Source organism: Bradyrhizobium embrapense (assembly GCF_001189235.2).
Taxonomy (GTDB): domain Bacteria; phylum Pseudomonadota; class Alphaproteobacteria; order Rhizobiales; family Xanthobacteraceae; genus Bradyrhizobium; species Bradyrhizobium embrapense.
This window is the reverse complement of sequence record NZ_LFIP02000002.1, coordinates 140,908-167,562: the sequence shown is the minus strand read 5'-3', so window position 1 is coordinate 167,562 and position 26,655 is coordinate 140,908. Positions and strand designations below refer to the sequence as shown.

Annotated in this window: 23 protein-coding genes; 8 read left to right on the top strand and 15 right to left on the bottom strand. The window is 65.4% G+C overall.

All coding sequences use genetic code 11. From position 1 onward, the window contains the following. Positions 1–70: 70 nt before the first annotated feature. Positions 71–274, bottom strand: a complete 204-nt coding sequence (locus tag AKN83_RS08185; protein ID WP_050403877.1) for a DUF1127 domain-containing protein — start codon at positions 272–274, stop codon at positions 71–73. A gap of 118 nt (positions 275–392) precedes the next feature. On the opposite strand from AKN83_RS08185, the gene AKN83_RS08180 reads away from it, so the two are divergent. The 5 genes from AKN83_RS08180 (at position 393) to tcuB (ending at position 6,507) form a co-directional block, all read left to right on the top strand. Then, entirely contained in the window at positions 393–1,292 is a 900-nt protein-coding gene (locus AKN83_RS08180) for a transcriptional regulator GcvA (protein ID WP_050403876.1), read from the top strand. A 175-nt stretch (positions 1,293–1,467) separates the two neighbouring features. After that, the gene (tcuC, locus tag AKN83_RS08175; RefSeq protein ID WP_050403875.1) at positions 1,468–2,793 is read left to right on the top strand and encodes an MFS transporter; all 1,326 of its coding nucleotides are present in this window, start codon (positions 1,468–1,470) and stop codon (positions 2,791–2,793) included. 130 nt (positions 2,794–2,923) lie between these two features. Further along, entirely contained in the window at positions 2,924–4,324 is a 1,401-nt protein-coding gene (gene tcuA, locus AKN83_RS08170) for an FAD-dependent tricarballylate dehydrogenase TcuA (protein ID WP_172803507.1), read from the top strand. 24 nt (positions 4,325–4,348) lie between these two features. Further along, positions 4,349–5,383, top strand: a complete 1,035-nt coding sequence (locus AKN83_RS08165; RefSeq protein ID WP_050403874.1) for an alpha/beta hydrolase — start codon at positions 4,349–4,351, stop codon at positions 5,381–5,383. Between the two features lie 14 nt (positions 5,384–5,397). Continuing rightward, positions 5,398–6,507 carry a tricarballylate utilization 4Fe-4S protein TcuB gene (gene tcuB / locus AKN83_RS08160; protein ID WP_050403873.1) on the top strand — a complete coding sequence of 370 codons (1,110 nt, stop codon included), beginning with the start codon at positions 5,398–5,400 and terminating at the stop codon, positions 6,505–6,507. Between the two features lie 121 nt (positions 6,508–6,628). Here the strand turns inward: tcuB and AKN83_RS08155 are convergent, their stop codons facing one another. From AKN83_RS08155 to AKN83_RS08145, 3 genes are read right to left on the bottom strand one after another with little or no spacing between them, the layout of a single operon-like run. Continuing rightward, positions 6,629–7,042, bottom strand: coding sequence for a Rieske (2Fe-2S) protein (locus AKN83_RS08155; protein ID WP_050403872.1), 414 nt, complete (start codon positions 7,040–7,042; stop codon positions 6,629–6,631). A 1-nt stretch (position 7,043) separates the two neighbouring features. Beyond that, positions 7,044–8,153, bottom strand: coding sequence for an amidohydrolase family protein (locus AKN83_RS08150; protein ID WP_050403871.1), 1,110 nt, complete (start codon positions 8,151–8,153; stop codon positions 7,044–7,046). Continuing rightward, the gene (locus tag AKN83_RS08145; protein ID WP_050403870.1) at positions 8,150–9,226 is read right to left on the bottom strand and encodes an amidohydrolase family protein; all 1,077 of its coding nucleotides are present in this window, start codon (positions 9,224–9,226) and stop codon (positions 8,150–8,152) included. The genes AKN83_RS08150 and AKN83_RS08145 overlap by 4 nt, the downstream gene beginning before the upstream one ends. 208 nt (positions 9,227–9,434) lie before the next feature. On the opposite strand from AKN83_RS08145, the gene AKN83_RS08140 reads away from it, so the two are divergent. Continuing rightward, positions 9,435–9,917: a CinA family protein gene (locus tag AKN83_RS08140; protein ID WP_050403869.1), complete on the top strand. Its 483-nt coding sequence runs from the start codon at positions 9,435–9,437 to the stop codon at positions 9,915–9,917. Between the two features lie 115 nt (positions 9,918–10,032). On the opposite strand, the gene AKN83_RS08135 is transcribed toward AKN83_RS08140, so the two are convergent. From AKN83_RS08135 to AKN83_RS08125, 3 genes are all read right to left on the bottom strand, one after another. After that, the gene (locus AKN83_RS08135; protein ID WP_172803506.1) at positions 10,033–11,343 is read right to left on the bottom strand and encodes an HlyD family type I secretion periplasmic adaptor subunit; all 1,311 of its coding nucleotides are present in this window, start codon (positions 11,341–11,343) and stop codon (positions 10,033–10,035) included. Positions 11,344–11,351: 8 nt separating this feature from the next. Then, on the bottom strand, positions 11,352–13,103 hold the full coding sequence (locus tag AKN83_RS08130) for a type I secretion system permease/ATPase (protein WP_050403867.1): 1,752 nt from the start codon (positions 13,101–13,103) through the stop codon (positions 11,352–11,354). 147 nt (positions 13,104–13,250) lie between these two features. Next, positions 13,251–14,045, bottom strand: coding sequence for an acyl-CoA thioesterase domain-containing protein (locus tag AKN83_RS08125; protein WP_050403866.1), 795 nt, complete (start codon positions 14,043–14,045; stop codon positions 13,251–13,253). A 111-nt stretch (positions 14,046–14,156) separates the two neighbouring features. Here AKN83_RS08125 and AKN83_RS08120 point away from each other — a divergent pair, with 111 nt between their 5' ends. Continuing rightward, on the top strand, positions 14,157–15,065 hold the full coding sequence (locus tag AKN83_RS08120; protein ID WP_050403865.1) for a LysR substrate-binding domain-containing protein: 909 nt from the start codon (positions 14,157–14,159) through the stop codon (positions 15,063–15,065). On the opposite strand, the gene AKN83_RS08115 is transcribed toward AKN83_RS08120, so the two are convergent. The 7 genes from AKN83_RS08115 to AKN83_RS08085 form a co-directional block, all read right to left on the bottom strand. After that, positions 15,062–16,039 carry an ABC transporter ATP-binding protein gene (locus AKN83_RS08115; RefSeq protein WP_050403864.1) on the bottom strand — a complete coding sequence of 326 codons (978 nt, stop codon included), beginning with the start codon at positions 16,037–16,039 and terminating at the stop codon, positions 15,062–15,064. The genes AKN83_RS08120 and AKN83_RS08115 overlap by 4 nt on opposite strands. After that, on the bottom strand, positions 16,036–17,448 hold the full coding sequence (locus AKN83_RS08110) for an Asp-tRNA(Asn)/Glu-tRNA(Gln) amidotransferase GatCAB subunit A (protein WP_050403863.1): 1,413 nt from the start codon (positions 17,446–17,448) through the stop codon (positions 16,036–16,038). The genes AKN83_RS08115 and AKN83_RS08110 overlap by 4 nt, the downstream gene beginning before the upstream one ends. After that, positions 17,445–17,636, bottom strand: a complete 192-nt coding sequence (locus tag AKN83_RS08105) for a hypothetical protein (RefSeq protein WP_050403862.1) — start codon at positions 17,634–17,636, stop codon at positions 17,445–17,447. The genes AKN83_RS08110 and AKN83_RS08105 overlap by 4 nt, the downstream gene beginning before the upstream one ends. Beyond that, positions 17,633–18,706: an ABC transporter ATP-binding protein gene (locus AKN83_RS08100; RefSeq protein ID WP_050403861.1), complete on the bottom strand. Its 1,074-nt coding sequence runs from the start codon at positions 18,704–18,706 to the stop codon at positions 17,633–17,635. The genes AKN83_RS08105 and AKN83_RS08100 overlap by 4 nt, the downstream gene beginning before the upstream one ends. A gap of 4 nt (positions 18,707–18,710) precedes the next feature. After that, positions 18,711–19,598, bottom strand: coding sequence for an ABC transporter permease (locus AKN83_RS08095; protein WP_172803505.1), 888 nt, complete (start codon positions 19,596–19,598; stop codon positions 18,711–18,713). 2 nt (positions 19,599–19,600) lie between these two features. Next, positions 19,601–20,554: an ABC transporter permease gene (locus tag AKN83_RS08090; protein WP_021080294.1), complete on the bottom strand. Its 954-nt coding sequence runs from the start codon at positions 20,552–20,554 to the stop codon at positions 19,601–19,603. Between the two features lie 204 nt (positions 20,555–20,758). Continuing rightward, positions 20,759–22,378, bottom strand: coding sequence for an ABC transporter substrate-binding protein (locus AKN83_RS08085; RefSeq protein ID WP_244521974.1), 1,620 nt, complete (start codon positions 22,376–22,378; stop codon positions 20,759–20,761). 244 nt (positions 22,379–22,622) lie between these two features. Here AKN83_RS08085 and AKN83_RS08080 point away from each other — a divergent pair, with 244 nt between their 5' ends. Then, the gene (locus tag AKN83_RS08080; protein ID WP_050403859.1) at positions 22,623–24,230 is read left to right on the top strand and encodes an ABC transporter substrate-binding protein; all 1,608 of its coding nucleotides are present in this window, start codon (positions 22,623–22,625) and stop codon (positions 24,228–24,230) included. Positions 24,231–24,401: 171 nt separating this feature from the next. On the opposite strand, the gene AKN83_RS08075 is transcribed toward AKN83_RS08080, so the two are convergent. Continuing rightward, positions 24,402–26,636 (bottom strand): CHASE2 domain-containing protein, encoded by a 2,235-nt coding sequence (locus tag AKN83_RS08075; protein WP_050403858.1) that lies wholly within the window; start codon positions 26,634–26,636, stop codon positions 24,402–24,404. Positions 26,637–26,655 lie beyond the last annotated feature (19 nt).

Sequence of the window (26,655 nt, the reverse complement as noted above, 5' to 3'; positions counted from 1 at the left end):
GACACGCTCCTCGGGGGTGAAGAATTGGCCGGCACCCCTCGATCGAGGCGGCGCCGGCGATGGCGGCCCATCAGGCCCGCCAGAACGGCTTGTCGGTCTCGAAAACGATGTCGCTGCGGGACATGCCGATGTCGTGCAGGTCGCGCTCGGTCCACTGCGACAACTCGCGGCGGCGCTCATAGCGATCCCACCAGACATGCAGGGTCTCACCGACCTGATCCAACAGGCCCGGCGTATGATGATTTGTCATCGATTCATTGGTGAAAATAGACATTTGCGGCTCCTCTCGGTAACCTTTTGGCGGTAATATTGGCGCTATTCGGTCTGTTCACAAACGACACTTTGTACCGCTTCGCATGAAATAAAGTCATGTATTGGGAGACCGTCCTGAGATGACCAGCCGCCTGCCGTCGTTGAACGGCCTGAGAGCGTTCGAGGCCGCCGCGCGGCACATGAGCTTCACGGTCGCGGCGTCCGAACTGAACGTGACGCAGACCGCGATCAGCCATCAGATCCGGCGCCTCGAGGAAGAGCTCGGCGTTCGTCTGTTCGTCCGCCAGAACCGCTCGTTGAGCCTGACGCCGGAGGCCGCCGAATACCTTCCGGGCGTCCGCGCCGCCTTCAACGACCTCAGGCTTGCGACCGACCGCCTGCTGCGCCGGGACGACGATCACGTGTTGACCGTCTCGACGCTGGCATCGCTCGCCGCCAAATGGCTGCTGCCGCGGCTGTCGGCATTCCAGGAAACGCATTCCGGCATCGACGTCCGCATCACCACCTCGACCAGCCTGGTCGACTTTCAGCGCGACAAGGTCGATGCGGCGATCCGCTATGGCCGCGGCCAATGGCCGGGCCTGCGCGCGGACTGGCTGATGGCGGACGAGCTGTTTCCGGTGTGCAGTCCGTCGCTGCTGGATGGAACCAGGCCGCTCAAATGCCCCGAAGACCTTAGGGACCACGTGCTGCTGCACACCAGCAATGCCAACAGCGACGACTGGCGGCTGTGGCTGACCGCGGCCGGATTGCCGACCGACATCTCCAAGCAGCCGGGGGTGACCTTCGACCTGCTGTTCGTAACGATCCAGGCTGCGATCGACGGCATCGGCATCGCGATGGGCCGCACCTCCTACGTGCAGGACGACATCGCCAAGGGCCGCCTCGTGGTTCCCTTCAAGATCGCGCTGCCTGCCGACGCCGGCTTCTATCTGGTCACGCCGCAGGGACGCGCCGATTCACCGAAGCTCTCCGCATTCCGCTCCTGGCTCGGCGCCACCGCGCATACCGCGCCTTGATGCGGCGCACGCCGCAACAGCGATTCCCCCCTACGGCTTTTTTCCGATAGCGGCGGCGCGATTTCGGGTTGGTCGCGCCGGACAGCCGTGCCAGATTGCCGCATATGGCAGGTAACTGCCTTGGCTGGCGAAACAATTTGCGCCGGCCGTTTGGTCACGGGGAGGAAAGGGCGTTATGTCGCAGTCGAGTTCATCACAAGTGCCGCAAATCAAGTCGCGTCTCGGCGCCATCCTGCGCGCGACCAGTGGCAATTTCCTCGAACAATTCGACTTCTTCCTGTTCGGCTTCTATGCGCAAGACATCGCGAAGGCGTTCTTTCCTGCCCAGAACGAGACGGCGGCCCTTCTCAACGCCTATGGCGTGTTCTGGCTCGGCGCGCTGATGCGCCCCGTGGGCGCGATCGTGCTCGGCTCCTACATCGACCGCATCGGCCGCCGCCAAGGCCTGATCGTGACGCTGGCGCTGATGGCGCTGGGCACCGTCGTGATCGCGTTCTGCCCGGGTTATGCGGCAATCGGCATTGCAGCGCCGATCATCGTCCTGATCGGCCGCCTGATCCAGGGTTTTTCGGCCGGCGTCGAGCTGGGCGGCGTGTCCGTCTACCTCTCCGAGATCGCAACACCCGGCAACCGCGGCTTCTACACCTCGTTCCAATCGTCCAGCCAGCAGGTTGCGATCTTCGTTGCGGCGATCATCGGCTATCTGTTGCGCGAAGTGATGCCCGGCGACACTTTCCTCGATGCGATCGGCGGCGTCGCCAAGTGGCGCATCCCGTTCTTCGTCGGCTGCATCATCATTCCCGTCATTTTCATGTTGCGGCGTTCGCTCGAGGAAACGCCGGCCTTCCTGGCCATGAAGAAGCATCCGACGCCGAGCGAAGTGTTCGCCTCGGCAATCGAGAACTGGCGCATCGTCATCCTCGGCATGATGATCGCGGTGCTGACCACCACGACGTTCTATTTCATCACCGTGTATGCGCCCGGCTTCGGCAAGGAGTTGCACCTTTCGGCGTCCGGGACGCTGCTGGTGACCCTGCTCGTCGCGGTGACGAATTTCATCTGGAATCCGGTCGGCGGCGCGCTGTCCGACCGGATCGGCCGCAAGCCGGTGCTGATCGCGATCGCGAGCCTGTCGTTCGTGACCGCCTATCCGGCCCTGTCGTGGCTCGCGCATGAGCCCACGCTCGGGAAGCTGCTCGCGGTGCAAATGATGTTCTCGTTCTACTTTGGCGTCTACAGCGGCACGATGCTGGGTTGTCTGGTCGAGATCGTGCCGGCGCATGTCCGCACCACCTGCTTCTCGATCGCGTTCGCGCTGGCGGCCGGCATCTTCGGCACCTCGACGCCCTTTGTCGCAACCAAGCTGATCAGCATGACCGGTGGGGACAAGGCCTCCCCGGCCTACTGGCTGATGTTCGGCGCGGCGCTCGGCATCATCGCCGCACTGATCGTCTATCGTGGCGGCCAGACCATCGAGCAGCGCGAGACGGTTGCTGCGTGATTGGCATATGCATTCGGGGCAGACTCCTTATTTGAGCATGATCTTTCGGAAAACCGCTACACACTTTTCCGGATCATGCTCATTCGCCTGCCCCTGTTGCTTTCCATGCCGACAGCGATAACAAGAGCGCATGGTTGATCTGACACGCAGGTTCGACGTGCTGGTGATCGGCGGCGGCAACGCCGCCCTCTGTGCTGCGATCAGCGCGCGGCGCGCCGGCGCCTCCGTGCTGGTGCTGGAGGGGGCCCCGAAGTTCTACCGTGGCGGCAACACCCGCCACACCCGCAACATGCGCTGCGCTCATGACGCGGCGACCGAGATCCTCACCGGTCCCTACACCGAGGAGGAGTTCTGGAAGGATTTGCTGCTGGTGACCGGCGGCCAGACCGACGAGGAACTGGCGCGCTTCATGATCCACGAGTCCAAGGACATCCTGAACTGGATCGTCGAACAAGGCGTGCGCTGGCAGCCCTCGCTCGGCGGCACGCTGAGCCTTGGCCGTACCAACTCGTTCTTCCTCGGCGGCGGCCGCGCGATGCTGAACGCGCTGTATCGCACCGCCGAGGAGCTCGGCGTCGACATCCTCTACGATGCCGAGGTGATCGACCTCGTGATCGAGGACGGCATGTTCCTGTCAGCGCAGCTGAAGCAGCCGGTCGGCGGCAAGACCGAGGTGCGCGCCTCGACGCTGGTCGGGGCGGCCGGCGGCTTCGAGGCCAACATCGAATGGCTGAAGCAATATTGGGGCGAGGCCGCCGACAATTTCCTGATCCGCGGCACACCCTATAACCGCGGCACGATCCTCAAGATGCTGCTCGCCAAGGGCGTGCAGGAGATCGGCGATCCCACGCAGTGCCACGCGGTCGCGATCGATGCCCGTGCGCCGAAATTCGACGGCGGCATCATCACTCGGCACGACTCGGTGGTGTTCGGCATCGTCGTCAACAGGCATGCCGAGCGCTTCTACGACGAAGGCGAGGACATCTGGCCGAAGCGCTATGCGATCTGGGGCCGCCTGGTCGCCGCGCAGCCGGACCAGATCGCGTACATCATTTTCGACTCGACCGTCGTGACGAGCTTCATGCCGACGCTGTTTCCGCCGATCGCGGGCGCGACGATCGCCGAGCTTGCCGGCAAGCTCGAGCTCGATGCCGCGGCACTGGAAAAGACCATCACCGAGTTCAACGCCGCGGTGCAACCCGGGACGTTCGACCACACCAACCTCGACGACTGTGCTACCCAAGGCATCACGCCGCCGAAGACGCATTGGGCGCGCAAGATCGACACGCCGCCCTACCTCGCCTATCCGGTGCGGCCCGGCATCACCTTCACCTATCTCGGTACCCGCGTGAACAGAGAGGCGCGAATGCTGATGAAGGACGGCAAGCCGTCCGCCAACATGTTCGCCGCCGGCGAGATCATGGCCGGCAACGTGCTCGGCAAGGGCTACGCCGCCGGCATCGGCATGACCATCGGCAGCGTGTTCGGCCGTGTCGCCGGCCGGGAAGCGGCGAAGAATGCGCGGAATTGAGTGCCGCGCGATCGGGGAGGAGCGATGTCACGTGTTGCGATGTTCGCCGCTGCGGCGATCCTGATGGCCTCGGCCGCCAGCCACGCCGCCGAGCCGATCGCGCTGCGCGACATGGGCTCGTTTCATGTCGGCGGCCGCCTCGTCGAGATATCAGGCAAGCCGGTGAAAGAAGTTACCTTCACGCCCGGCGGCGTGCCCGCAAAAGTCGATCCGAACGGCACCTACCAGGTCGAGCAGATGTACGTGCAGTACTTCCTGCCGCAAAACGAGAAGGGCGCCTATCCGCTGTTGCTGTGGCACGGCGGCGGCCTGACCGGCGTCACCTATGAGACGACGCCGGACGGCCGCGAGGGCTGGCTGAACTACTTCCTGCGCAGGGGCTGGAGCGTCTACAATTCGGACGCCGTCGAGCGCGGCCGCGCCGGCTGGGCGCAATATCCCGATATCTTCAAGGGCGAGCCGGTGTTCCTCACGACTGCCAATCCGTTCGAGCGCTTCCGCATCGGCGACGGCCCCGGCTCCTACGATCCCGATCCGGCCAAGCGCCGCCTGATGCCGGGCAGCCAGTTCCCGAACGAAGGCTACGAAAATTTCGTCAAGCAGAACGTGCCGCGCTGGACCACCACCGACGACGCGACGATCGCGGCCTACATTGCCGAGATCGATCGCGTCGGCCCCTGCATCATCCTGTTCCACAGCCAGGCCGGCACGTTCGGCTTCAAGGTCGCGCAGGCGCGGCCCGACAAGGTCAAGGCGCTGATCGCCATCGAGCCGGCCGGGGTCGGCGATCCCGCCAAGGTCGACGTCCTGAAGAACATCCCGACGCTGATGGTTTATGGCGATTACATCGAGCGCGATTCGCGCTGGCCGAAGATCCGCGCCACCGGCGGCGCCTTTGCCGACGCCATCCGCGCCGCCGGCGGCAGCGTCGACGTGGTCGACCTGCCCAAGGCCGGCATCACAGGCAATTCGCACATGATGATGATGGACAAGAACAACGCCGAGGTCGCCGGCCTGATCCAGACATGGCTGGAAGGCAAAGGGCTCACCAAGAAATAGGACACCAACGCGCGATGCACGGGACGAGAATCTTGCAGGAAGCCGACCGTCTGATGACGGTGTGCAATTCCTGCCGCTATTGCGAGGGCCTGTGCGCGGTGTTTCCCGCGATGGAGATGCGTCGCGCCTTCTCCGACGGCGACCTCAACTATCTCGCCAATCTGTGCCACGCCTGCGGCGCCTGCTACACGGATTGCCAGTTCTCGCCGCCGCACGAGTTCAACGTCAATGTGCCGAAGACACTGGCGGTGGCGCGCGCAGAGTCCTACGCCGCCTATGCCTGGCCGCGGGCCTTCTCCGGCGCGTTCGCGCGCAACGGTCTCGTCATCAGCCTGATCGCAGCACTCAGCGTTGCCGCCTTCATCTTCGGCTTCGCCGCGATCAACGACCGCGGCGTGCTCACCGGCATCCACACTGGTCCCGGCGCGTTCTACAAACTGATGCCGCATAATGCGATGGCGCTGCTGTTCGGCGCCGCTTTGCTCTACGCGATCCTCGCGCTGGTGATGGGCGTGCGGGCGTTCTGGCGTGATATCGGCGAGCCGGCCGGCATGACGACCGACGCAAGATCGCTGTTGCAGGCGGTCCGCGATGCCGGCGAATTGCGCTATCTCGACGGTGGCGGCGTCGGCTGCTTCAACGAGGACGATCATCCGACCGACCGCCGCAAGCTGTATCACCACCTCACCTTCTACGGCTTCGCCCTGTGCTTCGCCGCGACCTGCGTCGGCACGCTCTACCATTACCTCTTGGCGCGCGAGGCGCCCTATGCGTGGTGGGACCTGCCGGTGGTGCTCGGCACGCTCGGCGGCATCGGCCTCGTGGTCGGCCCGATCGGGCTCCTGTCGGAGAAATGGAAACGCGACCGCGTGCTGGTCGACGCGCAGCAGATGGGCATGGACACCGCGTTCATCCTGATGCTGTTCCTGACTAGCGTCACCGGCCTTGCCTTGCTGCTGTGGCGCGAGAGCGCCGCGATGGGCCCGCTGCTGGCGCTGCATCTCGGCGTGGTATTCGCGCTGTTCATCACCATGCCTTACGGAAAATTCGTCCACGGCATCTACCGTTTCGTCGCGCTGGTGCGCTACGCACGGGAACGGCAGATGATGGTGCACGGCGAATAATTGCCCGCCGTCATTCCGGGGCGATGCGCAGCATCGAGCCCGGAATCCATCGGGCGACATATCCAAGCGGAGAAATGGATTCCGGGCTCGCCGCTTGGCGGCGCCCCGGAATGACGCGCGGTCAGAGGTCCACCACCACGTAGTCGCTCTCTACCGCGACCTTGATGGTCTCGGCGACATACGGCCCCTTCACCACATTGGTGCCGGGCTCGACGCTGACCGGGTAGGCGCGCACGCGGAAGCGGCGCGGGTCGCAATAGGACTGGCCGGTGCGGATATCGAACTCCCAGCCGTGCCAGGGACAGCGCAGGATCTCGCCGAGCTTGGTGTATTCGATCTCGCCGGGGTCGGACGACGAGGCGAGCCCGATCAGCGGCCCCTCGCACAGCGCCGCGCCCTGATGCGGGCAGCGGTTCAGCAGGCCGAAGAACTCGCCCTTGACGTTGAAGATTGCGATCGGCCGTCCGTCGATCTCGAGGAATTTCCGCGACCCCGGCGGCAGTTCGTCCACCGGAGCAATCACATGACGCGCCATCTTAGGAAATACCGTACAGCTGCTTCGCATTGTCGAGATAGAACGCCTGGCGGTTGGCGTCGCTGACGCCGGCCGGCAGCACGCGCGACGGCTCGTCATAGTCCCAGTGCGGGTAGTCGGTCGCAAACAGCAGCTTGTCCCAGCCGATCCACTCGATGGTCTGGAACAGATGGTCGCGGCTCTCCGGATCCTCCATCGGCTGCGTCGTCCACCAGATGTGATCGCGGATATATTCCGACGGCTTGCGCTTCAGGTGCGGCACCTCGGCGTGCAGTCGCGAAAACACCTTGTCGAGCCGCCACGCCAGCGACGGCGCCCAGCCGAAGCCCGCCTCGACCATCACCATCTTCAGTTTCGGGAAGCGCTCGAACACGCCCTCGAGCACGAGGCTCGCCAGTGCGGTCTGCTGGCACTGCGAATGCCCGACCATCTCCTCGATGTAATAGCTCGGCCAGCCCGACGCGGTGATCGGGTTGCCGCCGAAGCCGAAGGCGTGCACACCGATCGGAAGACCGGCCTCCTCGGCCGCCTCATAGATCGGCCAATAACGGCGCTGGCCGAGCGGCTCGACATTGCGGCTCAGCAGCAGCACCTGGACGAAATTACTGTCGCCTGCGCGCCGGCGGATTTCGGCCGCGGCCGACACGCCGTCCTCGTTGGCGACGACGACCGAGCCCTTCAGGCGTAAATCCTTACTGGTCCATTTCTCGATCTGCCAGTCGTTGACCGCCGTGCAGATCGCACCGGCCAGATCCTGGTTGCGGATTCCCTGCCCGGTGTTGAGCGGATTGAGCACGCCGAGCGCGACGTTGTTGGGATCGAGATGCTGCTTCTGCATGAAGGACAGCGAGGAGCCCTGCGGCCCGCCTTCCGGCGGATAGGCATCGCGGCGCGAGGCATTGGGCTGCGCCTTCGGATAGGGCGGGCCTTCCATCATGCCCTGATAGGCATGGACGCCGAAGGTCTCGAGATGGCTGTGCCAGCGCTTGGCCAGATAAGGATGCAGTTCGTCCTTGGTCGCGCGGGCCGGATGAATGTCGCAATCGGCGATCGCGGTCTTGATGCCAGCCGACGCAGCCGCCTCGGGACGTTCCCGAATCTGGATGTTCATCGCACCGTCTCCTTCACCTGCAAGCGCGGATAGGTCGCATGCGGATTGTCGATCATGATCTTGCGGACCAGATCCTGCGACAATCCCTTCGGCAACACCTCGTCACCGTCGAACTGCCAATGCGGATAGTCGGTGGAGAATAGGATCAATTCGTCCGACTGCATATGGTCGAACAGCCGGTTCAAGGTGTCGCCGTCCGGCGGCGCGTCGACCGGCTGCAATGAGAAACGGATGTTGCTGCGCACAATCTCCAGCGGCGCGCGGTCGACCCAGGGCGTCTCCATGCGCACGCCGCGCCAGAACTTGTGCAGCCGCCACAGGAACGGCGGCAGCCAGGTGAAGCCGGACTCCAGCATCACCATCTTCAGGTTCGGGTGACGCGCGAACACCCCCTCGACGATCAGGCTGGTGAGCTGGGTCTGGAACGCCTGCGCCTGCGCGACATAATCCTCGATGTGATAAGAGCCCCAGCCGACCGAGGTCGGCGGGTTGTGATAGGCGCTGCCGGCATGGATGCCGATCGGCAGGCCGAGCCGTTCGGCCGCCGCGTAGATCGGCCAATAGTGCCGCTTGCCGAGCGGCATGTCGCCCATCACGAGCATCAGCACCTGCACGAAGCGTCTGTCCTGCGCGCAGCGCTCGATCTCGGCGACAGCCTTCTCGATGCTCTGCACGGGGATCACGATCGAGCCGCGCAGCCGATCGTCCTTGTCGAGCCATTCCTTGACCAGCCAGTCGTTGAGCGCGCGGCAGAACGCATCGGCCATGTCCTCGGAGAACACCATCTGCACGCCGTAGAGCGGATTGCAGATGCCGGTGGCGGTGCCGAACCGGTCGAGCGCCTGGCGCTGCATGTCGGCGAGGCTCGAACCCGGCTTGCCCTGCGCGGGACGCCAGTCCGGCCGCGAGGCGATCGGCGAGTTGGTCGGATAGGATTGCGAGATCAGGTCGGTCATGCCGCGCGTCGTCACCTGGTCCCGCCAGTAGTCGTTCATGTACGGCAGCAGACTGGTGAGATGAGGCACGGCGGGATGCAGATCGCAATCCACGCCGCCCGCGATCGGCGACGTCATGGTGTTTCCTCCGCGCACGCTCTCGCAACAACTGTCGGGGCGGCGCTTGGTTGTTGTCCGGCATTGAAGCAGTCCATGCCGCGCTCCGCAACATCGGCAGAGGCTGACGTGGTGTGCTAGGAAGGCAGAACGCCCCACGGGATTTTCATGGCAGTTTCCTGGCAGTTTTCCTGGCAGTTTTCATGACAAACAACGAGAAAGAGCGCCGATGAACGCACTCATATCCATCGCCGAGCAGGTCGCCGCAAAGCTGATCGCGAACAAGCAGACCATTGCGGTCGCGGAATCCTCCACCGGCGGACTGATCTCGGCATCGCTGCTCGCGGTGCCCGGCGCATCGGCCTATTTCCTCGGCGGCGGCGTGATCTACACCCGCGATGCGCGGCGCGTGCTGATGGACATTCCCGACGACGCCATGCGCGGTCTCCGCTCGTCGTCGGAACCCTACGCGCAACTGCTGGCGCGCCAGATCCGCGAGCGCCTCTCGGCGGATTGGGGATTGTCCGAGACCGGTGCGGCCGGCCCGACCGGCAACCGCTACGGCGATGCCGCCGGCCATAGCTGCATGGCGGTCGCAGGTCCCCGGCAGCAGGTGATCACGCTGGAGACCGCGAGCGGCGACCGGCAGGCCAACATGCAGACGTTCGCGAAGGCGGCGCTGGAGCTGTTGTTGAGGAACCTCGAGCAGTGACTTCAATTCCGTAGCCCGGATGCAGCGAAGCGCAATCCGGGGCGACTGCGTCCGCAGCACGACCGTTCCCGGATTTCGCTACGCTGCATCCGGGCTACGACGATTTCGCGCGTCCTCATTTCTCGCGGAACGAGCGCATGAACTGGTCGCTCAGCGGCTTCATCAGATACGACAGCATGGTGCGGTCGCCGGTCTGGACGAAGGCTTCCACCGGCATGCCGGGGATGATCTTCACCTCGCTGCCGAGGCGCGCGACCTCTTCCGGCGGCATCGAGACGCGGATCGTGTAGTAGCTCTGCCCGGTGCGCTGGTCGGTGTTGACGTCCGCGGAGACGCGGGTAACGACACCGTTCAGCTCCGGCGTGGTGCGCTGGTTGAAGGCGGAGAGCCGCAGCACGGTCTTCTGTCCGACCTGGAGCTTGTCGATGTCCTGCGGATTGACCTTGGCCTCGACCGACAGGTCATCGGCCCTCGGCACGATCATCATGATGGCGTCGCCCGCGGTAACGACGCCGCCGACGGTGTGGACGGTCGATTGCAGCACCACGCCGTCCTGCGGCGCGCGGATGTCGATGCGGCGGAGCTGGTCTTCGGCGGTCACCTTGCGCTCGACGAACTCGCCGATCTTGTCATTGGCCTCGCGCAGGTCCTTGGAGACTTCCGAAAGCATGTCCTTGTCGACCTGGATGATCTGCAGCTCGGTCTCGGTGATCTTGCCCTTGGCCTGGGCGCGTGAGGCAATGTACTGCGCGCGCTCGCCGGAGAGCCGCGCGGCGTCACGCTCCAGCGTGGTGAGGCGGGTCAGCTGCACCAGATGCTGCTCATAGAGCTGACGGACGCCGACCAGCTCCTGCTGCACCAGCGCGATCTCCTTGTCCTTGGCGGTTTCCTGCGCCTGCAGGCCGGCAATTTCCTCGTTGAGCTGGGTGACGCGTTCGCGCAACTGCGCCTTCTGGCCGGCGCGGCCGTTGACCCGCACCTCGAACAGCTTGGTTTCGCTCGCCATGATGTCGCGGACGTCGGGATCCTTGGCCTGCTCGGTGAGCTGCGGCGGAAATGCGATCTTGTCGAGGCCCTGCTGCTCGGCCTGGAGCCGGGCCGCACGCGCATAGAGACCGTTCAGCGTCTTGACCACGATCGCAAGGCTCGCCTTCACAACGGTCTCGTCGAGACGCACGACAACGTCGCCCGCCTTGACCGTGTCGCCGTCGCGCGCCAGGATTTCGCCGACGACACCGCCGGTCGGATGCTGCACTTTCTTGACGTTGGTATCGACCACCACCGAGCCCGGCGCGATCAGCGCGCCCGAGATCGGTACCGTCGCAGCCCAGCCGCCGACGCCGCCGCCCAGCACCAGGACCACGGCGAGGCCGACCACGAGGTGCTTCCTGATCGAAGCAAGTGCATTGCGCGGCTGATCGGTCATGCGGCCGCTCATGACTTGGTCGCCCCGGCATCGGCGACGATCTTGATCGGCGTCGGCACCGGCGGCGCGGCGCGCTGCAGCACCTGCGCGAGCACGGTTTCCTTCGGCCCGAAAGTCTGCATGCGACCGTCCTTGAGTACCAGCAGCTGGTCGACGCCCTCGATACCGATCGGCCGGTGCGCGACCACGATGACAATGGCACCGCGTTCGCGGGCGCTGCGCACCGCGCGGGTCAGCGCCTCGTCGCCTTCGCTGTCGAGGTTGGAGTTCGGCTCGTCCAGCACGATCAGGAACGGATTGCCGTACAGCGCGCGCGCCAGCGCGACGCGCTGTGCCTGGCCGGCGGAAAGCGCAGTGCCCTGCTCGCCGACCTGGGTGTCGTAGCCCTCGCGCATCTTGATGATCATCTCATGCACGCCGGCCTCCTTGGCCGCCGCGATGATGCCGTCGGACTTGGCGTCGGGATCGAACCGGCAGATGTTCTGCGCGACGGTGCCGGCGAACAATTCGACGTCCTGAGGCAGATAGCCGACATGGCGGCCGAGTTGGTCCGACGACCACTGATCGAGCGCGGCGCCGTCGAGCCGTACCTTGCCGCGCACCGGCACCCAGACGCCGACTAGCGCCCGGATCAGCGACGACTTGCCGGACCCGCTCGGGCCGATCACGCCGACGCCGCTGCCGGCTTCGACGGCGAAGGTGACGTCCTGCACAATCGGGCGCTGGTCACCCGGCGCCACCATGGTCACCCCTTCGACGGAAAGCTTCTTCTGCGGCGCCTGCAGCAGCGTCTGCTCCGGTCGCGCCGGAATCTGCTGCAGCAGGCGGTTGAGGCGCTGCCAGCTCTGCCGCGCGGCGACGAAGCTCTTCCAATGCGCGATCGCGAGATCGACCGGCGCCAGCGCCCGCGCGCTCAGGATCGAACCGGCGATGATGATGCCGCCGGTGGCCTCCTGGTGGATCACGAGATAGGCACCGACCGCGAGCACGGCGGACTGCAGCATCATGCGCAGCACCTTGGCGACCGCACCGAGCCCGCCGCTCACGTCGCTGGCCCGCTGGTTGCCGGACAGATACTCCTCGTTGGCTTCGTTCCAGCGCTTGTTCATCCGCCCGGCCATGCCCATCGCCACGAGCACTTCGGCGTTGCGGCGGCTGGAGGCAGCGAGATCGTTGCGCCGCGCCGCGAGCGACATCGCTTCCCTCGCCGGCGTGCGCGACAGGTATTCGGTGATCAGCGTCAACATCACCAGGATCACGGCGCCGACCAGCGCCGTGACGCCGAGCAGCCAATGGAACGCGAAGCAGATCAGCATGTAGAACGGCAGCCAGGGCAGATCGAAGAACGCACCGGGCCCCATGCTGCCGAGGAAGGAACGCACATTGTCGAGGTCGCGTAGCGGCTGCAGGCCCTCGCTGCGATTGCCGGCCATCAGCGGCAGCCGCACGATGGTGTCGAACACCCGCGCATTGAGCGCTTCGTCGAGCGAGGTGCCGACGCGGCCGAGAATCCGTCCACGCAGCAGATCGAGCACGCCCTGGGCCATGTAGAGGACCGCGGCGATGACGACGAGGCCGATCAGGGTCGGAACGCTGCGGCTCGGCAGCACCCGGTCGTACACCTGCAGCATGAACATCGAACCTGTCAGATAGAGCAGGTTGATCATGCAGCTGATGAGGCCGACGCCGATGAAGGCACTGCGGCATGCGCGCAGCGCCTCAGCCAGTTCGGAACGCCGGACAGCGGGCGCGACTGCCATAAAAACCGATCTCTGCAATCAAAAGAGCTACGTGATCACCGACTTGTATAGGCGTTTGCGACCACCGTCCATTTAAGTCGCGCCGACCAAAGCATGGTTGGCGGCCTATTTTTGTGATGCCACAGACAGTTGAAGGAATAATTAGCGTTAGCCGGCCGCGGAACCCGGGCCGGCCGCCGGTGCGCTTCTCGGAAAGGGCACGAGAATGACCGACATCGAGACCCGGCCGATCTCGCCATCAACATCGAGCAATACACCGCTGCCGACGCCGAGCCCGGCCTCCGGGCGCCAGCGGGCCTCGGCGCGAATGCCGATCCACGCCCCCCGCGGCGGTCTGAGCAGCTGCACCGCGAGGTTCGGATTGGGGTCGGCCACCACGTTCTGCACCGGGCGCGCGATGCCGTGGGTCCAGTCGGCCGGGCCGAGCACGCGCGCCAGCGGACCGGCGTCCGCAACCACGCTGTGGTGCATGCGAAACCAGGCGACATCGCCGCCGGCACGGGCCTCCATCGCGTCCATGAACCAGCTGCGGCCATGGACCGCGTGCGGGCTGCGCAGCGGAAAGCGCATGGGATCCACCGGGTCGGCTGCGCTGCCGCGAAAGCCGGGGATCTCGACCGCGCGTTCGCGCGACAGCGTCACGCGCACCGTCGCGCAGGGCTGCTCCTCGCCGACCGGCCAGAGCGTGTTGTCGACGACGCTGACCCGGCCGCCCTCGGTCACGGCGGCGACCTGCGTGCGCAATTCCGCCATCGGGGTCGGCCGCAGGAACCAGGCTGACGCCGATATCGCGGTGCCCCAGTTGCGCGGACCTGCCATCGCCTCGACCTCCGCGGTCAACAGGCTTGCGACCGCTCCGCCCTGCAGGCCTGCGAACGGCCCCGCCGCCAGCGCGGCCGGCTTCCAGTGATGCGGCGTAGCTGTTGGTTCGAAGATGGCCAAGGCTGATAAATCTCATGAGGTGAGCAGGATTGAGCGCAGGGCCAATCTGATCCAAGAATAGCGGTCATGACAAACGGCCATTCATCACTTCAGGTGAACCGGATTCACCCATTGGACGCCCCGGATCCGCGGGCCATCCCGCCGCTGCCGGCGCTGCTTGCATTCGAGCGCGCGGCCACCCAGCTCAGCTTCCGCCGCGCCGCGCGCGACCTGTCGCTGAGCCCGTCGGCGATCAGCCACCAGATCCGCGGGCTGGAACAGCAGTTCGGCACCAAGCTGTTCGTCCGCGGCGCGCGCTCGGTGCGCCTGACCGCGGACGGTGAGCGTTACCTTGCGAAAGTGTCGGCCGCGCTGGCAACGCTGCAGGAAGCAAGCCGCGACATGCTGCGGCAACGCGGCGAGGCCAGCGGCGAGCTGTGGATCAGCTCGCTGCCGTTCTTCACCAGCGCCGTGCTGCTGCCGGCGCTGCCGGAGTTCAAGCGGCGCCACCCGCAACTGACGCTGCGGATTGAGGCCACGCACCAATATGCCGACTTCAACGGCTCCCGCGTCGACGTCGCGGTCCGCTACGGGCGGGAACATGCGGCCGGGCTGAAGGTCGAGCCGCTGGTCCAGGTCAGGGCATTGCCGGTGTGCACGCCGGCGCTGGTCAAGGCGGGGCTTCGGAACCCGGCAGACCTGTCGCGCGAGGTGCTGATCCATGTCACGACGCAACCGCGGGGGTGGCCGGCCTGGCTCAAGGAGGCGGGGCTGCCACATCTCGCCCCGCGCGGGCATCTGTGGCTCGACAGCGTGCCGGCGATGCTGGAGGCCGCAGAACATGGGCTAGGCGTGGCGCTTGCAATGGCGCCGCTGATCAAGGCGCGGCCAGGCTTCGGCAAGCGGCTGGTGGCGCCGTTTGCGTTCGAGGCCGAGCCCAGCGAGACGATCTATCTGGTCTCCCGCACCGAGCAGGCGCGGGACCGGCGGATCGCGGCGGTGCGGCGCTGGATCGCCGAGGCGGTCGCGCGGGCGAGCTAAACCGTCGCCGCGGCCGGCTCTGCCAGGACGCAGCGCGCCAGATGGCCGGGCGCGACCTGCACGCTCGGCGGCAGGCTCCCGCTGCAGCGCGGTTCGGCGAACTTGCAACGCGGCGCGAACGAACAGCTGGCCGGTGCCTGGTCGAGCGAGGGCGGCGTGCCCGGGATGGTCTCGAGCCGCTGTCCGCGCATCGCGCCGTGAATGGTCGAGGCCAGCAAGCCCTTCGCGTAGGGATGGACCGGCGTGCGCACGATGTCGCGCAAGGCGCCCTGCTCCACGATCTGCCCGGCATACATCACCGCGACCCGGTCGCAGATCTCGATGGCAACGCCGATGTCGTGGGTGACGAAGATGACGGACATCCCGAACTCGCGCTGCAACTCGCGCAGCAGCAGCAGGATCTGGATCTGCACGGTGGCATCGAGCGCGGTGGTCGGCTCGTCCGCGAGCAGGATCTTCGGCTTGCAGGCCAGCGCCAGCGCGATCATCGCGCGCTGGCGCATGCCGCCCGACATCTCGTGCGGATAGGAGTCCAGCCTTCGCCTCGCGGAGGGGATCCGCACCACCTCGAGCATCTCGAGCGCGCGCGCGGTAGCGTCGCGCTTGCTCTTGCCCTCGTGGCGCATCACCGTCTCCGCGATCTGGCGGCCGATCGTGTAGACCGGATCGAGCGCCAGCGCCGGCTCCTGGAAGATCATCGAGACGGTCTGGCCGCGGAATGCGGACAGCGCCTCGTCATCCATCGCCAGCACGTCCCGGCCGAGCACTTTCACGCTACCGGAGATCTGCGTGCGCTTCTTCGGCAACAGCCGCATCAGCGCGCGCAAGGTCACGCTCTTGCCCGAACCGGACTCGCCGAGCAGCCCCAACACCTCGCCCTCGCCGATCTGCAGGCTGAGATCGTTCACGGCATGGACCGTGCGATCGCCGGTGAAGCGAATGTTGAGGTTGTTGATCTCGACGAGGTTGGTCATGCGAGCTTGGGGACCCTGGCGTGGAAGTCGGTCGCGCGCTGGAAGGCAGCGCCGATCCGGAGCAGCACCGCTTCCTCGAAGGAGCGGCCGATCAGTTGCATCCCAACCGGCAGACCCGTCTTGGTGAAGCCCGAGGGGATCGCGAGCGACGGCAGGCCGAGATAATTGACCGGGCGGGTGAACCGGGTCAGCCGCTGGATCACCGCCTCCGCGCCAGGGCCATTGCCGACATCACTCTCGGCGATGGTCGGCGCCGGTACCGGCGAGGACGGCGCGATCACAGCATCGATCCCGCTGACCGCCGCGTTGTGCGCGGCGAGCGCGGGCCCACGCCAGCGCATCGCCTCGAGATAGGTGACTGCCGGAATGGTCAGGCCGTTCTGCAGCCGCATCAGGACCTGCGCGCCGTAATCCTGCGGCCGCTCGATCATCCAGCGCTTGTGGAAGGCGGCGGCCTCGACCGCGAGAACCAGTTGCGACGCCGAGCCGAGCTGGCGCTGATCAGGCAGCTCGACCTTGACGATCTCGGCACCCTCCTTCTTCAGGGTCGCCACCGTCTCGTCGAGGACGCGCGCCACCTCGCCATCGAGGTCGTCGACATAGAACGCCGTCGGGACGCCGATCTTGAGACCCTTCAACGACTGCTTTGTCGCCGCCATGTAGTCCGGCACTGGCTGCGTCGACGCCGTCAGATCCTCAGGGTCGGCGCCGGCCATCAGGCCGAGCAGCAGCGCGCAGTCCTCGGCAGTCTGCGCCAGCGGGCCGACGGTGTCGAGCGATTGCGACAACGGCATTGCGCCGGCGCGGCTGATGCGGCCGACCGTCGTCTTCAGGCCGGTGACGCCGCAGAAATGCGCAGGCATCCGGATCGAACCGCCGGTGTCGGAACCAAGTGCTGCGAAGGTGAGCCGTGCAGCGACCGCCGAGCCCGAGCCCGAGGACGAGCCGCCGGTGATGTGCTCGGTGTTCCAGGGATTGCGCACCGCGCCGTAATGCACGTTGTGGCCGGTCGGCCCATAGGCGAACTCGACCATCTGCAGCGAGCCGAGCCGGACCTGCCCGGCATCCTTCAGCCGCTGCAACGCGGTCGCGGTCGTCTTCGGCACGAAGTCGCGGCGGATCAGCGAGCCGCAGGTCACAACCTTGCCAGCCTCGTAATACATGTCCTTGTGCGCCAGCGGCACGCCGTGCAGTGCGCCCCGGCTGTTGCCCTTGGCGAGCGCGGCATCGGCCTCGGTGGCGGCGGCCAGCGCCTGCTCCGATTCGATCGCCATATAGGCGTTGAGGCGCGGCTGCCATTCCGCGATGCGGTGTAGTACGGCGCGCGTCACCTCATGCGAGGAGAGTTTCTTGTCGGCAATCGCCTTGGCGACCGCGGTCAGCGTCATCAGGGCAGGTTCGGTGCTCATTTCGACACCTTCTGCGCCAGCAGGAAGCTCGCGGGTTCGAGATCGAACGGCAGCGTGCCGGAGATCGGCGCGAAGCCGTCGAATGCCGGTCCGATCGAATTGGCGATGCGGTTCGCGACCTCGTCGTCAGCGGGCACGTCGGCGACATGCGCGATCACCTTGACGTCCTTGGGAGTTGGTCTGGTCATGCCGCGTTTTCTCCTTTTGCTTTTGCCGGCGCGCGGCTGTGCCCCGAGCCAGGAATGGCCATGTAGCATGCCGCTTGATGGCCCATTGTATCGAGATCGCTGAGTTTTGGCGTGACGTTTGCGCAGAGCGGCTCCGCAAACGGGCAACGGGTGTGGAATCGACAGCCGGCCGGCGGATCGATCGGATTGGGTGGATCGCCCGAGATCGGCGGCACCTCGGTGCGCCTGTCAGGATCGGACGACGGCATCGCGGCCAGCAGCGCGCGGGTATAGGGATGCGCCGGCGCGTCCCAGACCGCGTCGACCGGGCCGAGCTCGACGACTTCGCCGAGATACATCACCAGCACGCGATCGGAGATGTAGCGAACGACGTTGAGATCGTGGCTGATGAACAGATAGGTCAAGCCGAATTCACGCTTCAGGTCGGCGAGCAGGTTGAGCACCTGCGCCTCGACCGACTTGTCGAGCGCGGACACCGCCTCGTCCAGGATCACGAGCCGCGGCGACAGCGCGAGCGCGCGGGCGATGTTGACGCGCTGGCGCTGGCCGCCCGACACTTCGTGTGGATAACGGTTGGCGAAAATCTCCGGGCGCAAGCCCACCTTGCCGAGCAGCTCGCGCGCCAGCGTCCGCGCCGTGTCATCGGCCATGCCGTGCACTTTGGGTCCGAACGCGATCGACTCCTCGATGGTGAGGCGCGGATTGAGTGAGGCGTAGCTGTCCTGGAACACCATCTGCACGCCGCGCCGCAAATCGCGCAGCGAGAGCGCGGCGCCGACCTGCCTTCCATCATAGATGATGTCGCCGGCATCGCGCGTCATTAGATGCATCAATAGCCGCGCGGTGGTCGACTTGCCGCAACCGGATTCACCGACGATGCCGACGGTCTCGCCCTTCATGACTGCGAAGGTGACGTCGTCGACGGCCCGCACGGTCTTGCGCGGGCTGAACAGCCCGCCGCGCACCGGAAAGTGCTTGGTCAGTCCATTGACTTGCAACAGCGGCTGCGCGGCGCCGCCGACATCGGCGATCGGCTCCAGCATGTCGGTTACGGGATTGGCATCCGTCATCGCACTAATTCCTGATGTCCATGGCGCTGCGCATGCCGTCGCTGAGCAGGTTGAAGCAGATCGAAACCGCGAAGATCATCGCCCCCGGCAGCGCCGCGACCCATGGATTGACATAGATCGCGGTGCGCAGCGTGTTCAGCATCAAGCCCCATTCGGGCTCCGGCGGCTTGGTGCCGAGCCCGAGGAACGACAGACCGGCGGCGAGGATCATCGACACCGAGATCAGGCCGGTGGCATAGACGAAGATCGGGCCGAGCACATTGCCGAGCATGTGCACGCGCATGATGGTGAAGGGACCGGCGCCGGAGGCGCGCGCCGCCTCGACGAAATCCATGTTGCGCACCCCGGTGGTGACGCTCTCGGCGACGCGGGTGATCTGCGGCACGAACACGATGGTCAACGACACGATCGAATTGGTGATGCCGGCGCCGAGCGCACCCGAGATCGCGATCGCCAGCAGCACCGACGGGAAGGCGTAGAACACGTCGACGGTGCGCATGATCGCGGTATTGAGCTTGCCGCCGACGTAGCCGGCGACGAGGCCGAGCGAGGTGCCGATCACGAAGGCGAAGATTACCGGCAGGATGCCGATCACTAATGAGAGACGGCCACCATAGATCAGCCGCGCCAGCATGTCGCGGCCGAGCTCGTCGGTACCGAGCGGATAGCCCGGCGTGCCGATGTGGCGGAGGCGGCGGATCATCGAGCCCTGATAGGGATCGGCGAGATGCAGCCATGGCGCCAGCAGCGCGGACGCGAAGATCAGCACCAGGATGATGGCGCAGGCCATGCTGACCTTGTCGCGCCGGATGCGGCGGCCGACCGTCGCCCAATAGCCGCGCGCCTTGCTCGCCGGGGCGGCCTGCAATGCGGTATCGCTCATTGCACTCATGCTCAGCTCCGCTTGATGCGCGGATCGATCGCGGCTTGCGCGATATCGACCAGGAGATTGAGCAGCACGAAGAACAGCGCCAGCACCAGGATCGTGCCCTGCAGCAGTGGCAGATCGCGCTGGAAGATCGCCGAGTTCAGCAAGAGCCCCGAGCCCGGCCAGGAGAACACGGTCTCGATCAGGATCGAACCGCCGAGCATGTAGCCCAGTTGCAGGCCCATCACCGCAAGCGCGGTCGGCGCCGCGTTCTTGATGACGTGGCGAAACACGCCCGTCTCGCGCAGGCCCTTGGCGCGCAGCGCCTCGACGAAGTCCTGGCTCAGGATGTCGCCGGTCAGCGCACGCACCGTGCGGGTGACGATGCCCATCGGGATCACCGAGGTCGTGATCGCGGGCAGCACCAGATAGCGCAGATGCTCCCAATCCCACGCCCAGGCGCCCGAGCCGCCGGGACCGGCGCCGACCGCAGGCAGCCAGTTGAGCTGCACCGAAAAGATGATGACCAGCACCATGCCCAGCCAGTAGTGCGGCAGCGAGACGCCGGCGATGGCGATCGACGTTGCGACCTTGTCGACCCAGGTGTCGCGGAAATAGCCGGCGATCAGGCCGAACAGCAGGCCGAGCGTGAAGCCGATCATCGCAGCCGCAATCGCCAGCATCACGGTGTTGCCGACCGCGCGCATCACTTCCGACAGGACCGGCCGTCCGGTGGCGATCGAATTGCCGAGATCGCCATGGATCGCGCGCCACAGCCACAGGCCGAACTGCACCGGCAACGGTCGATCGAAGCCGTAGGCGCTGCGCAATTGCGCGGCGAGCTCCTGCGAGGCGTCGGCCGGCAGCACCGCGACCAGCGGGTCGCCGGGCGTGATGTGCACCAGGAGGAAGCACACCAGCGCGACGCTGAGCACGATCGGAATGACGTAGACGATCCGTCTGGACGTATAGGCGAGCACGTTGCGTTCTTTCTTCCTTCTCCCCTTATGGGAGAAGGTGGCGCGCGAAGCGCGCCGGATGAGGGGTTCTATCCGCGGAGACTGTCACTTCATCAGAGCGAGGAGCGTCCGCGGAGACAACCCCTCACCCGGCTTCGATGCTGCCGCATCAAAAGCCACCCTCTCCCGCAAGGGGAGAGGGTACACCGGTCTACGCCGCCGGCGTCACGGCACGACCGAGACCGGAGAGAAGTCGACGAACCAGCTCTTCGGCTGCACAAAGCCCTTAACCTTCGGGCTCATCGCGCGCGGTGCGACGTCGTGAGCGACGTACAGGAACGCCGCATCGTCGACCGAGGCGGCGTGCAGCTCGGCGAGCGCGGCATCGCGCGCCGCCGGCTCGAAGGTCTGGCGGGCCTTCTTCACCAGTTCGTCGAACTTCGGATTGTTGATGAAGCCCCAATTGTTCGAGACCGGCGGCGCCATGCCCGATTGCAGGAAGCGCACCAGCGCGAAGAACGGATCCATCGCCGCATAGGTGACGTTGGTCGCGTTCGAACCGTTGGCCGACGGATCCTTGGCGCCGCGCCGCCAGTTGGTGAACAGCGTATTCCACTCGATCACGTCGAGCTGCACATCGAAATAACACTCGGCCAAAGCCTGTTGCAGATACTCGTTCATCGGCAACGGCAGCATCTGGCCCGAACCCGATGCCGAGGTCTGGATCTTGACCGTCAACTTCTTGTTCGGACCGAAGCCGGCCTCCTGCATCAGCTTCTGCGCGGCCGGCTTGTCGTACTTGATCTGGAAGGTCGGGTTGCCGCGCCAGGGATGGCCGGGCTCGAAGGTGCCGGTGGCCGGCACCATCAGCCCTGCGAGCAGGCCGTCGCGCAGTCCTTCCCGATCGACGCAGAGATTGGCCGCCTTGCGGACGCGGATGTCATTCCACGGCGAGCCCTCGACGCGCGAGAACTGCCAGGGCCAGACATGCGGCTCCTCGTTGGAATACAGATTGAAGCCGCGCTGCTTGATCTCGGGCAACGCATCGGGCGCCGGTGCCTCGATCCAGTTGACCTGCCCCGACAGCAGCGCCGCGGTACGCGCGTTGGCCTCGGGCATCGGCAGCAGCACCATCTTGTCGGTCTTCGGCACGCGGGCCTTGTCCCAGTACTTCTCGTTCTTCACCAGCTCGAGCCGCTCGCGCGGGGTGAAGCTCGACATCTTCCAGGGGCCGGTGCCCGACGCGTCCTTGGCGAACGCGGCCCAAGCAGCCTGCGACTTCGCCTTGGCATCGGCGCCTTCGGCCTTGTCATAGAATTGCTGCCACTTGGTTGGGCTCGCCATGAACAGATTGGTGAGGTTGATCGGCAGGAAGCTGTCCGGCTCCTTGGTGGTCAGCTCCACCGTCATGTCGTCGATCTTGCGCGCCGCGACCAGCGTCGGCATGCGCGAGGCGGTGACGCCGACCTGACTCGCGTCGAATTGCGGCGCGTCCTGCTTCAGCACCTTGTCGACATTCCAGACCACCGCGTCGGCGTTGAACGGCGAGCCGTCGTGAAAGGTGACGCCTGGACGCAGCTTGAATATCCACTTGGTCTTGTCGGCATCGTCGACCTTCCACTCGGTGGCCAGGCCCGGAATCATCGCGCTCGCCTTGTCCGACGACGACAGGTCCCACATCGTCAGTGCGTCATACATCGTGAGCCCGGTGAAGCGGTTGCCCTCGAAACCCTGGTCGGGCTGGCCGAGCGTGCGCGGAATATCGGCAGCCGTCATGCCAATGCGCAGCACGGTCTCGGCGCTGGCGATCGCCGGCACGCCGGCCGCAATCGCGAGCGCCAGCATGAATGCCGTCGCTTTGGTCTTCTTGTTACGCATCTCAGCAACCCCTTCGAAGTCTGGTGACATTTTGGTGATTATTTCTTGGGCAAGCGTATGCAATGCCTGTGCCAAGAGGAATAGATCTTCAGCAAATAGCCGCTGGGCGCGTCATTTCTTCCCACCTTAGGCTAAGATGGGGCAATGCTGCCTATTCTGGCATCATGCTTGCAAGTTTTGGCTCCGACTTCCCACCAACGGAGCCTTTCATATGCGTGCGCGCAATTCGATCCTGATGGCGGCAATGGCGCTCGCCCTGGCCGCGAGCTGGCCGGCCATGTCCGCGCGGGCAGAGTCCATTGTGCGCTACGGCATTTCGATGGCCGACATTCCGTTGACCACCGGCCAGCCCGATCGCGGCGCCGGCGCCTATCAGTTCACGGCCTACACGATCTACGATCCGCTGGTGGCGTGGGAGATGGACGTCGCCGACCGGCCAGGCAAGCTGGTGCCGGGGCTTGCGACCGAATGGAAGGTCGATGACAATGACAAGACCAAGTGGCGCTTCACCTTGCGCAGGAACGTCAAATTCCACGACGGCAGCGACTTCAACGCCGACGCGGTGATCTGGAATCTCGACAAGGTGCTGAACGACAAGGCACCGCAATTCGACAAGCGGCAGAGCGCGCAGGTCAAGACCCGCCTGCCCTCGGTCGCGAGCTGGGCCAAGATCGACGACTATACCGTCGAGATCACCACGAAGACGGTCGACTCCTTCTTCCCCTACCAGATGCTGTGGTTCCTGGTTTCGAGCCCCGCGCAATATGAGAAGCTCGGCAAGGATTGGGACAAGTTCGCCAGCCAGCCCTCCGGCACCGGTCCGTTCAAGCTGACCAGGTTGGTGCCGCGCGAGCTCGCCGAACTGACCAAGAACCCGGACTATTGGGACAAGAAGCGGCTGGCGAAGGTCGACAAGATGATCCTGATCCCGATGCCGGAAGCCCTGACCCGCACCAATGCGCTGCTGGCTGGTCAGGTCGACCTGATCGAGACGCCGGCGCCCGACGCCGTGCCGCAGCTCAAGGCCGCCGGCATGCGGATCGTCGACAACGTGACGCCCCATGTCTGGAATTATCATTTGAGCGTGCTGCCGGGTTCGCCCTGGACCGACATCCGGCTGCGCAAGGCGCTCAACCTGGCGATCGACCGCGACGCGGTCGTCGGCCTGATGAATGGTCTTGCCAAGCCCGCCAAGGGCCAGGTCGACCCGTCGAGCCCGTGGTTCGGCAAGCCGAGCTTCGAACTGAAATACGACCTCGCGGCCGCCAAGAAGCTGGTGGAGGAAGCCGGCTACTCCAAGGACAAGCCGCTGAAGACCACCTTCATCATCGCCCAGGGCGGCACCGGGCAGATGCTGTCACTGCCGATGAACGAATTCCTGCAGCAAAGCTTCAAGGAGATCGGCATCGAGATCGACTTCAAGGTGGTCGAGCTCGAGACACTCTATTCGCACTGGCGCAAAGGCGCCGCCGACGAGATGAACGCCGGCATCACCGCCAATAACATCGCCTATGTCACCTCGGATCCGCTCTACGCCATCGTGCGGTTCTTCCATTCTGGCCAGGTGGCGCCGACCGGCGTCAATTGGGGCGGCTACAAGAATCCGAAGGTCGACGCGCTGATCGACGAGGCCAAACAGACCTTCGACAGCGCGAAACAGGATGCGCTGCTGGCGCAGGCGCACGCGTTGATCGTCGACGATGCCGCACTGGTGTGGGTGGTGCACGACACCAATCCGCACGCACTGTCGCCGAAGGTGAAGTCCTTCGTGCAGGCGCAGCACTGGTTCCAGGATCTGACGCAGATCGGGCTGGAGTAAATCTCTCGTAGTCCCGGCGGAGGCCGGCATACGTAGCGGCCAGCGCAAGAGGCAAGCGGCCAGACGGCTTTCTAACGAACACCCGTTTGTGGTTCCGGCCTTCGCCGGGACGACACCGGATCTGTGGCACCGATTTCGTCGTCAGCCGGGACGACACCAATTTGTGGCGCGTTACTTCGTCGTCAACGCAAAGGCGCCATCCCAATCGTCCGGCGGCGGCTCCTTCTGGAAGGTACGGATGCGCGCCTCGTAGAGGCGGTAGAGATATTGCAGCGTCTGTGCCTCGTCGGTCTTGCGGCCGCGCTCGATCGCCGCGAGCGCGCCGTCCCAATCGCGGCCGCGGTAGCAGGCGAGCATCTCGATGGTCAGGTTGCGTAGCCGCTGGAAGCGGCCAGAATTCGCGACGTCCTCGCGGCCGGCGATCGCATAGATCACCTCGGGCTCCTTCTTGCCCTTGACCATGATGAAGTCGAGCTCGAGGATCGCAAACTTCTCCTTCACCGCGAGCGCGGTCTTCGATCCCACGATGATCGGGAAGCCGTACTCCTTGGACTGCCCCTCCAGCCGCGAGGCCAGATTGACGCTGTCGCCGAACACCGAATAGTCGAAGCGCACATCGGAGCCCATATTGCCGACCACGCAGGTGCCGGTGTTGAGACCGACTCCGATGTTGAGCGGCACGTAGACGTGGCCGCCGTCCTTCGCCTCCTGCTCGCGCGCACGGTTGAGGTCGTCGACGCGCTCCAGCATGTCGAGAGCGGCATCACAGGCATTGATCTGGTGCTGCTTGTCGTCGAGCGGCGCGTTCCAGAACGCCATGATGGCGTCGCCCATGTATTTGTCGATCGTGCCCTTGCGAGCAAGGATCGCGTTGGAAAGCGGGGTGAGGAACCGGTTCATCAGCGCCGTGAGGCCCTGCGGATCGCTCTTGTAGGTTTCCGAGATCGTGGTGAAGCCGCGCATGTCCGAGAACATGATGGTCATCTCGCGCTCTTCGCCGCCGAGCACGAGCCGTTCCGGCGCCTGCGCCAGCTGCTCGACCAGCGCGGGCGACATGTACTGCACGAACTGCGACCTGATCTGCCGGCGCTGCTGCTGTTCGCGTACGAAGGCGGAGAAGATCAGGGTGAGATAGATCGCCGTCGTCGACATCAGCGGATAGGTGAAATCGATCAGGAGCCGGTGCTGGGAGTAGAAGTACCAGGAGGTGCCGATCAGCACCGAGGCAAACAACCCGCCGACCACGACCAGCGTGATCGGCCCGAACTTCGGCGCGAAGGCGATGACCAGCAGCCCCATGATCATCGCGGCGAGGAATTCGATGGCAATGCCGTAACTCGGCTGCGAAACCACGTCGCCGGTCAGCGCGCTCTCCAACACCTGGGCGTGAACCTCGACACCGGGCATGGCCGGCGTCACCGGTGTGGTCTTGATGTCGTTGAGCCCGATCGAGGAAGTGCCGATCAGGATCAGCTTGCCGGCGATCCTCTCCGGCGGCACCCGCCCATCCAGCACATCGACGGCCGAGACGTAGATCGAGGGGTCACGGCGGGCGTAGTGGATCCAGAGCTGGCCGTAGAGATCGGTCGGGATCGCAAACCCCTTGATGCCGAGGCTCTGGATGCCGCCCTTGTCGGCCTTGATCAGGATGGTGCCGGAGCCGCCCGCCACCCGCAGCATTTCGAAAGTCAGCGACGGCATGGTGATGCCCTGCGCGACCATCATCATCGGCACCCGCCTGACGATGCCGTCGCGCTCCGGCCTGATCGTGAACAGGCCCCGCCCGGCCGCGGCCTCCTCGAGCACCGGTACGTTGCGCAACAATCCCGGAAACTTGAACATGAAGCGCTGCGGCTCCTCGCCGAGCATCGCAAGCCCGGTGACCGGCAGCTTCTCGTTGAGGTCGGCGCGCACGTTGGGGCCGCCGGACTCGCCGAGCACCACACGCGAGTTCTTGATGGCGTCGGCCAGGATGCTGTCGTTGCTCGGCAGTTGCCGCAACCTGGCGCGCATCTCCTCGTCGAGGCTGCTGAACGTATCGGCCGCGATATCGGGGTTGAGGCGGTCAGGCTCGGAGAACACCGCGTCGAACGCGATCACCACGGCGCCGAGACGGGTGAGGTTGATGACGATGTCGGCGAGCCGCGTCCGCGGCCACGGCCATTGCCCGAGCCGGGGGTCGGCGAGGCTCTTCTCGTCGATATCGACGATCGTGACGGGCCGCGCGGTCTTCTGGCGGGGTTCGAGCACCTGGAAATTGTCGAACGTCCTGACGCGAAGCTCCTGAACCGGAGCCGGATCCGCGATCCGCAACGCGGCAATGCCGATCAGGAGCGCCACGCAGGCCAGCCGCGCGTAGCCGAAGCGCCGTCCGAACCATCTTCGTATCGCCTTCAGCCGTCTCATACCGTCTGGATATCACGCG